Raw genomic sequence first — 8,995 nt, 5'->3', positions numbered from 1 at the left:
TTGTTGAGTCAGGAACTATAGTATAGTTTTTCAGATTCCAAAAGTTCAAAAACAATAAATTAAAGCGAAAATATATTACAGATATCATATAACAAGAAACTCAATTTCTTGCAGTCATTATTTGATTAACTGCAAGTATATCAAATAATGTAATTGCTCCAGCCACGAAGAAAATTACTGAAGGTATTGTGGTATAAATAATCGAACCTCCTGTAGCTAATGAATATAAAAAGTAAAGCGTGTATAATGGACTTATAATTAAAATGGCCCATATAATGTATGTGAACGCATCCTTACTCATATTTTCGCTATTGATATCTAGTTTTTTATTTGGTTTCACATTTTTGCTATCGATATTTGGTTTTTTATTTGTTTTCATATTTTCATACTCCGAGTATCATTATTCATCGAATTTTCTCTTAATATTAATTAATAATGTAAAACATATATAATAATTTGAGCCTGAAATGGCTTTGCAAGAAAAGTTCCAAATAAGAGAGTTTAGGCGCAAACTCTCTTGAATGAAAAAATAGTTATAATTTTGGTTTCCAGTAATTTACAATGCAAATCTTTACCAGATACGAAGAAGTAGAACCTTACATCACGAAAGACGGTTCAATTATCCGAGAACTCATGCATCCTTCAATCCACGGCAATTCAAACCAGAGCCTTGCCGAAGCTACCGTGCCAGCCGGCGGGAAAACCCTTCTTCACAAGCACCATCTGACCGAAGAAATCTATTACATTACCGAAGGCAGCGGAATAATGACTCTTGGCTCTGAAGAATTCGAGGTCAAAAAAGGGGACACCGTTTGTATTTCTCCTGACACTCCGCACAGAATTCAAAACACAGGAAATACGCCGCTGAAAATTCTCTGCTGCTGTGCACCGGCTTATTCGCATGAGGATACGGAATTGATGAAATAAAATCACTTTTATTACTATAGAGCGCAGAGGGTCACTAATACCCCCATCCTTCTTATTTATGTTATATATTAACAGTTTAATTTTTATTCATTTTACCTGATTATAGAATTTTCTTGTCCTTAATACTTCTCCAAATCTTAGGAATTTTATTGATTGATTAATGGGATAAAAGGCAGGCTTGTGAAAGTACATGTTGGAATCAAGTACTAATTTTGGAAATCAGTCTTCTATAAGATTATTTTTGTTATCCCTTGAAAACAATTGCAAGTATTATAGTTATTATTGTACCTACAATCCATTTCCAATTATGCTCTAAGAAATACCTAGGGTTGACTTTTACCTCAATTTCTTCCTCTAACATCGTAATGTGGCGTTCTCTATCGATATCTTGAGGCAACTTTACTATAATGTCAACGCTAAGAAGTAATTTTTGTATTCCATACTTTAGTGGTTTTACAGTCCATCTCCAAGTAGTCGCTTCGTCATTTAATATTTGTTGTACTTCAGGAGTTGTCGCTTTAATCTCAAAATTAGCTCCTTCTAATGAAATTCTCATAAGTGAAGTTATTTTAACTGCCTTAAATAACGAACTGATTTTGTCTTCTCCATGTAAGTAATAGTTCTCTATCTTTTCATTAATTTGACACAAGTCTTTAGCTATGTACGCTTCTACTTTCTCTGAAATATCAACTCTCATTTTTTTATTAAAAATGAATGTAACGAGTCCTTCCGGGAGCTTACCAAATTGTTCTTCAATTATTCTATCTATTTCAGAAGATAACAAACAAGCTAACTTAGGATTTAATTCTTTTATAACTTCTTTGTTTCCTTTAAGTCTCTTCTCTTCCTTTTCTTCGGTCTCTTTTCTTTTATTCCCTTCTATACTTCGCTTCTCATCCTCATTTTTTTCTATCTGCCTTCGAATTTTTTTTGCTGCTCTTCTTGGCTTTCATTATTTCTTCTATCTGCTTCTTTCCTTTCTTTCTCTTCGACTTCTTGCCTTTGTTTTCTTTCCAGAGCTTCTCTCTCTTTTCTTTTTATCTCTTCTTCCCATTGTTTTCTTTCCAGAGCATCTCTCTTTCTCTCTTCTTCCTCCTGAACCCAATTCGATTCGGTCAGGATAATGCAGTCGAATAACAGAACATTTCCCTTTCTCTCTTCTTCCTCCTGAACTTTACGAGATATTCCTTTGACATCTTTAGATAGCTCTTGAACTCCTTGATTTATCTCTTGGGTTGTTTTATCTTTTTTCTTTGCTAAGTAGAGCTCAAGATAGTCTCTAAGTTCAGGTTCTTTTTCTATTTCGGCGTCTATTATCTCAAAAAGGAGTTTAAGATTAAATCTGCGTCTTCGTGGGAAAAATCTTCCTCGCTGAATAATTCAAAAAACTCGTTGATCAAAATATTTGAGCAATCAAGCTTATCCGGATTTTTCAGGTATTTTTTGATTGCTTTTTCCACGTTTTTCTGGCGAAAAAACGTATCAATTTGTATTCCAGTCAATTTATAATTATTATTCGAGAACTCTTCAATTGCTTTATCATATACTTTTGAAGAAATATCAGAAATATATTCAGGGATATTCTTGAAAGACTCATATAAGAGGTTAGTAAATAAGCCTAAAGCTAATTCTGAAATAACCATCGTATCCCCGTTGATATGAAAATCTCTTCTTTACTTCTCAATCAACTCCCTTATGAGACCATCTAAATTAATTCTTTCTATTTTATTCGGCAAAGGCCGCTCTCCTGCATCGAGCGTGACAATCAACAAGGATGGTTCATGGGACAGTGAGTTTAAAAGGCCAATTGGAGGGACTGGAATTAAACCAGTACTCGCAAGCGTCAGCTCCTCAGACTAACGGAAGACTAGAGAAATAGTTTGATACATATCAGAGATTTAGAGGAGAAATCGGAATGAGACTGTTTGGGTTGTGAAAATATGGACAAAAAAGCAAAAAGGTTTCAAAGCGAAATTATTTCAGGATAAAACAAACTCATTTTAAATCCATTCATCTTCTTTTCGCTTGCTAATGTCCCATGGGAAAAAAATGCGTTCCTTCCAATTACAGAAACCGCAACAAGACTGAGGTTTCAGAGTATAATTAATAATCTCCTTTCCAGTAATATTTTCATGGATATTGATCCCTTCAATTGGTTTTACATTTAGAGGTGGGATTATATCAAATGCATTCTCAAATAGCTGAAACATTGTCATATGGGCACATAAATATATATGTCCATCACGAAGAAAAGGACTGTAGAAGTTTCCACGACATGTATCTAATGACTGCTTAATATTGCAATCGCCATTAAAATTTATTGGTATTTTACGGAAACTTGTTGGATAATTAATGTCCAGATCTATATCATATTTCTTCGCGAGAGCTTTTATGGTATCTACTCTTACATGTACTTTGGGATATACGGTAATATCGATAGAGATTTTTGAGTCTGCCATTGTTTCCCAAAACAAAGGAGTCATTTTCGGAAGCAATATTCCATTGGTTACAATTCGGATATTAGATGCAGGTAATTTCATCTTTGCAAAAGATATAAATTTAATTATTTCCGGATGCAATAAGGGTTCTCCACCTAATATACGAAATCGATTTATATTTTTAAATAGTTCTGATAATCTAGTGATATCCTTAGAAAATTGGTTAAAATCTGCGAAAGCTGGGGAGCTTAGTGGACTAAAGTGACTACAACCTTTGCAGTTTAAATTACAATGATCTACTAAATGAGTTTCGAGCTTTGGAAGAACATTGTTATAACACATTAGCCCTGCTCTATATTTGTATATCTTTGACTTTACATATACTACTCTGGGATCAGTTAGGTACTGATATATCGTATCGCGGTATGTCATATTGTAATACATACATTCTAAAAATATTTCTTTTTTTTCATGTGTTTGATCTTGATTTCTCTACTCCTAAATATTGAGCCAGATGGATCGAAGGTAGTTTTGAAACAGCTCATTGGTTAATATGAAGATTGGATCTCTCTGAGTAATTGTATTCCTTTAATAGCAGAGAGAGTTAATTTGTGTTTTGGAATTTCTATACGAAGAAAGACCGCTCTCCTGCGTCGAGCGTGACAAATTGAGGAAAAATACGGCTAGCACGGTTATTCTGTCTTGTTTTTCCTTTTTTTCCATTCCTCTGGTTGAAATGAAGTTATTTTCTTCTTCATTGTGGCTTGCTACTGCTTCCTACAGTTTTCTGGTTTATTTCAGTTCTAAATATAGCCCAGTTTTTAAGATCTTCTCCATTTCAATGCCTTCCAGAATCTCAAAAGCAAGATTTGCCGTAAATTCATCTTCCGAGCCAAGTAAAGCCTGCAAACGTGGCCTGTCTTCTTCAGTACATATCTTTTTGAGGGCTCCGGCTGCTTCGGCTTTTACGAAGCGGTTCCAGTCATATAGGCTGTTGAAAAGAGGTTCAATGGATTTTTTCGGCTTTATCCGGCCGAGGGCTTTTGCAGCAGCTATACGCGTGAAATCATCCGTGTCCGCAAGGGCGACAATAAGGTGATCTACTGTATTTTTGGCTTTAATACGGCCGAGAGCCTCGGCTGCTCCCGATCTTCCTTCATTATTTTGATCCATCAGCGCGTCAATAAGAGGCTCTACGGCCCGCCTAGATTTTATTTTTCCAAGCGCTCTTGCAGCTTCTTCCCTCACGGAGCCATTGTTATCAAAAACCAGAACGTCTATCAGGGGTTGGAGGGCTTTTTTTGACCTGATCCTGCCGAGGACATCAGCTGCAAAACGGCGCACGGTTGCGTCTCTAGACTTGAGAGCACTGACTAGTAGGGGGATAGCTTTTTCACAATCAAAAAGTCCCAAGGACTCGGCTGCAAGCCTCCTAACCTCATCATCTTCATTATCGAGTGCCTTGATCAGGGATTCAAAAGCTCTTTCGCGTCTGCTTTCGGATAGGCTTTGTAGGGATTTTGCGGTCTCCTTTCGAACAAGCTTATTTTCGTCTTTGAGGGCATTATCAATGAAATCAAAGATTCGATCTGATATGCAGTCCGGAATCCCCTCTAAATTTATCTGGCCCAGGGTTCTTACTGCACTCTGCCTTGTAAAAGGGTCTTCGGACTTGAAAATTCTAATAAGAGGCTCAAGAATTTTTTCAGATTCAAGTTGTCCGAGTGCATTTGCCGCTTCCTTCCTGACAAAACGGTTTTCGTCCCCCAGTGCAAAAAGTAGTGGAGCAATAGCCTTCCTGACTTTTATCATTCCAAGGGCTTTTGCGGCTTCCAGCCGGACTAAATGGCTGTTATCGTGGAGTTTACTTATCAGGGTTTTAGCAGCTTTCTCGGACTTAATTTCTCCAAGAGATTCTACGGCTGTCTTTCTTACAAATTCGTCCTCATCCGAGAGTGCGGAGACGAGAGAGTCAAGTGTTTTCTCGGATCCAACTACTCCGAGTCCTTTTGCGGCCTCCCTTCGGACGAAACGGCTTTTATCCCCAAGCATATTGACGAATGTGCCGGAAGTTTTATCTGATTTGATTTCTCCAAGCGCTCTTGTAGCAATCCAGCGTACAAATTCGTCTTTATCTTCAAGGGCATCTACAAATGGCTCAACAGCTCTTTCAGATCTCATCCTACCCAGGGCTTCAGCAGCTCCCAACCGGACAAGCTTATCTTCTTCTTGAAATGCTTTTATGAGAGCTTCCGCCACTTGCCTGGAATTTGTCCTTCCAAGAGCTCCTATAGCCCCAATCCGAACAAAGTCATCATTGGCCCCAAGTGCGGAAATAAGGACTTCCAGCGCTTTTTCAGATCCAATCTGCATCAGCGCATCGGCAGCCTCCAGCCGGACAGCTCTGTTCTTATCCGCAAACGTATTCCTGAGCAACTCGATTGCTCTCTCGGATCCTATTAAGCCAAGAGACTTTATAGCTTCTATCCTTACAGAATAATCTTCGTCCCCAACTGCAGCCTCAAGAGGGACGAGTGCCATCTCGGACCTTGTTTCCCCAAGCACTTTTGCAGTTTCTCTTTTCACCCTGATATCTTTATCCTCAAGTGCTCCAGTATTAGCTCTGATCCCACAGGCTCCGAGCCTTCCAAGGCTTTGAACAGCCTTTACTTTTTCTACGGTATACCTGCTGTCAAGTTTCCTGGCAAGTAAAGAACATAGCTTTCCTTTTGTTTCGGGGCTGGCTCTCACAGCACATTTTGAAGCCAGGTATAAATTTCCGCTTGAGACCATCGAATTTACAAGTTCTTCTCCTGAATCAACTAACTCCGAGGTTAACATTATTACATTTTCCCATCTCGGATTCCTGAATGCCTCTGAGATGTCCATTCCTTTTCCAAGGTACGTTTTCAGCTTTAAAGCCGCAAAATATTCCTGAAAAGCTCTATCTATCCCAAACTTTACTTCGGACCTCTTTTTTATTAGGAGTCCGAACCCTATACAGGCCTGAAGGAGTTTTCTGGACTTTATCTTTCCAGATCTGCTGCACTCAGTACACGTTTCTGCCACTTCAAGGGCATAGTCATACTTACATGAGATCTTATTCCTACACTGGAGTTTGAAGGATAATTCCATCAAGAGATTTTCAATGTCTGTTCTTCCGATATTAAGCTCCTCAGAATTTGTTTTTTTGACATTAAGCTCCTGAAAATCTATTCCTTTGGCACCAAGCTCCTGAAAATCTATTCTTTCTATACTCAGCGCGTGAAAATCCATTCTTCCAGAAAGCATCCTTTGTGAACTTTTTCTCTCAAAGCTTATTTTTAGAGGCAATTGATCCTGGAATCTGGAAAACTCGTCTCTTATTCTGTAATCTTTAAAAATCTCTGAAACGAAAGCCTGATATATTTCTACCCGGCTGGAAGGAATAGAGTCAAAAAGGGTAAAGTGTTTGATATCTTCCGGTCTTTCTCTTGTCCCCATATGCGCTGTTGAAAGTCTGATCCAGAGGTAAAGTAGCAAAGGATTCTGGAGAACCGGTTTTGACTGAATCTCAGCCAAGACTCTGGCTTTTAATAGCTTTGCCTGTCTCTTATTCGAGACATTCTTTTCTATAAATAACTTTATTTTTTCATTGGTCAATTTTTCAAGTTCGCAAAGTGCAAACATACTTTTTAAACTATCAAAAGCCTCAGGTCTTGAGGCAATAACATATCTGCAATCTTCATACTCGGAAATAAAATCGGAGATTTCATCAAAGGGAGAGAAATTCTCAGAAGGCGTGAGCAGGTCAAGTCCGTCTAGTAACAGCAGGGCTTTTCCTTCGAACAGTTTCTTAAAATCCGTCTCATAAATGCCTTTTTTCGCTAATTGTACTTTTAAATAATTGTAAAAAGAACCTTTAACATAGGAGTCGAGTGCTATATATATTGGAACAAATTCTTCTTTTTTCTTGAGGTATTCTCTGGCATAGACAGTACTCAGCCACTTAAGAGTGCTTGTCTTTCCAGAACCTGCCTCCCCGTAAATTATCAGATGCTTTTCTTTTTCCACAATTTGTGAGATCTTGAAGTCATAAGCAAGGGAAACTCTCTCTTCGAAAAGCCTGCGCGTTATTGGTAGTATTTCTCTAGCAGATAATTCTACGTAGTTGCAAGTTTTATCTCTATCTTCCAGCATTACATTTTTCAGATACTTTTCCAGATCTCCATTTGAGCTGCTTTCAGTTACGGATCCAAGCATAGCGGCCCCCCACTATCTATAAATGATGTTTCCTTTCTAGGTCTTATTCTTTTTGTCAGGGGACCTTTTTTAGGTTTACTGCTTTTGGTAAGTATCTTGGGCGATTTAAATTGGGAGTAATATTTTACAGGTCACTTCAAAGACCTGGGATCAAATAAGCAAGCTAAGTCTCTGAAAACCATTCACGATAAAAAGTGCTATATGATGGCTCATAGTACTGTATTCCCAGGGAACCTTCTGAACTAATTGATTATTGAAGTAAAAGCCTCCAGAAAAACATCCCTTAGCTTAAGTCTTGCTCCGAGGAGGATTATAGTTTCTATGAGCCCATCAACGACATATTTCTTTTTCATCAGAAAATGAGAGTTGCTCCTACCAGCAATCTTTCAAGGGCGGGCATGAATAATACATAAGGTGTGGGAACTCGTGTAAAAGGAATCCATGTGTATACCCAGGAAAAGGTTGCTGTACTGGAGAGTCCGATCATAAACTCCTATTACAAACCCTATAAGGAGCCCAATTATAAAGACAATTGAATTGGCCCTGGCAGTTTCGGTATCAAACCGAACAATATATTCTGTCATCCTTAGGTATTCTTTTATACTATGGAATATCAACCTGGACCCTGGATCAATTTCCAAAAACTCGTGCCTCTTGAATCCTTTTATTTCTGCTTTTTTCTTGAACAAAAAGGTAAGTTTCAGGCTTTATTCTGCCTGAATATTTTTGTTCAAAGGATTTCAAGCATTTATTTAAATATATCTGTATTATATTGTTTAATGTACTTCATTTGTCTTATTTTACGTTTTTTCGGATAAGTTCCACAACTTCACAGAGTTTTTTTGCAGTTTCGGAAACGGTCTGCATACCAATGGAGTCTTCTTCTGCCGGATTCCATGTTATTCCGCCGAAGTGAGCGTTATCGCCAACTACAATCATGCCTTGAATGTGCATCCAGTCGTGGATGGATTGAATAGTTTTTTCCTGCCCTCCGTTTCTTGAGCCTCCAACTGAGAGAGCTGCTCCTACTTTGTTTTTAAGTGCAAAGTTTTTGCGGCGAAGCAGGACACTTCTGTCAAAAAGAGCTTTGAGCTGGGCAGGATAATTACCCATATATACCGGCGATGCAACAATTATACCGTCGGCGGCTCTCATTTTCTCGTAAACTTCATCCATTCCGTCATCAATCACACATGAATCTTTTTCTATGCAAGCCCCGCAAACTTTACAGGGGGAGATTTCCTTATTTGAGAGAAAGATTGTATCGGTTTCAAAACCTCTTTCTTTTGCAATTTCGAGAGCAGATGCGATCATTTTCTCACAGTTCTGGCCCTTTCGTGGGCTACCTGAAATTCCCAGTATTTTCATTGAAATCATTCCGGAATTCT

8 protein-coding genes and 1 pseudogene are annotated in these 8,995 nt (G+C 38.2%); 2 read left to right on the top strand and 7 right to left on the bottom strand.

Annotation, left to right across the window (positions count from 1 at the left end; genetic code table 11):
• Positions 1-100: 100 nt before the first annotated feature.
• Positions 101-379, bottom strand: a complete 279-nt coding sequence (locus tag BP549_RS12965; protein ID WP_292381243.1) for a hypothetical protein — start codon at positions 377-379, stop codon at positions 101-103.
• A gap of 182 nt (positions 380-561) precedes the next feature.
• Here BP549_RS12965 and BP549_RS12960 point away from each other — a divergent pair, with 182 nt between their 5' ends.
• On the top strand, positions 562-927 hold the full coding sequence (locus tag BP549_RS12960; protein WP_292381241.1) for a cupin domain-containing protein: 366 nt from the start codon (positions 562-564) through the stop codon (positions 925-927).
• 244 nt (positions 928-1,171) lie between these two features.
• Here the strand turns inward: BP549_RS12960 and BP549_RS12955 are convergent, their stop codons facing one another.
• On the bottom strand, positions 1,172-1,711 hold the full coding sequence (locus tag BP549_RS12955; RefSeq protein ID WP_292381239.1) for a hypothetical protein: 540 nt from the start codon (positions 1,709-1,711) through the stop codon (positions 1,172-1,174).
• Between the two features lie 529 nt (positions 1,712-2,240).
• Positions 2,241-2,570, bottom strand: coding sequence for a hypothetical protein (locus BP549_RS12950; protein ID WP_292381236.1), 330 nt, complete (start codon positions 2,568-2,570; stop codon positions 2,241-2,243).
• 121 nt (positions 2,571-2,691) lie between these two features.
• Between BP549_RS12950 and BP549_RS12945 the strand changes: the two are divergent.
• Positions 2,692-2,803, top strand: a pseudogene (locus BP549_RS12945) (IS481 family transposase); the annotation flags it as partial.
• A 124-nt stretch (positions 2,804-2,927) separates the two neighbouring features.
• On the opposite strand, the gene BP549_RS12940 reads toward BP549_RS12945, so the two are convergent.
• From BP549_RS12940 to BP549_RS12925, 4 genes are all read right to left on the bottom strand, one after another.
• Positions 2,928-3,797 carry a radical SAM protein gene (locus BP549_RS12940; RefSeq protein WP_292381235.1) on the bottom strand — a complete coding sequence of 290 codons (870 nt, stop codon included), beginning with the start codon at positions 3,795-3,797 and terminating at the stop codon, positions 2,928-2,930.
• 360 nt (positions 3,798-4,157) lie between these two features.
• Complete coding sequence (locus BP549_RS12935) at positions 4,158-7,607, bottom strand: HEAT repeat domain-containing protein (protein WP_292381233.1); 3,450 nt, start codon at positions 7,605-7,607, stop codon at positions 4,158-4,160.
• A gap of 386 nt (positions 7,608-7,993) precedes the next feature.
• The gene (locus BP549_RS12930) at positions 7,994-8,191 is read right to left on the bottom strand and encodes a hypothetical protein (protein ID WP_292381230.1); all 198 of its coding nucleotides are present in this window, start codon (positions 8,189-8,191) and stop codon (positions 7,994-7,996) included.
• A 211-nt stretch (positions 8,192-8,402) separates the two neighbouring features.
• Positions 8,403-8,975: a flavodoxin family protein gene (locus BP549_RS12925; protein ID WP_292381227.1), complete on the bottom strand. Its 573-nt coding sequence runs from the start codon at positions 8,973-8,975 to the stop codon at positions 8,403-8,405.
• Between the last annotated feature and the right edge of the window lie 20 nt (positions 8,976-8,995).

Source organism: Methanosarcina sp. UBA289 (assembly GCA_002496565.1).
Lineage (GTDB): Archaea > Halobacteriota > Methanosarcinia > Methanosarcinales > Methanosarcinaceae > Methanosarcina.
The sequence above is the reverse complement of the archived record's forward strand: the minus strand, read 5'-3'. Positions and strand labels throughout refer to the sequence as shown.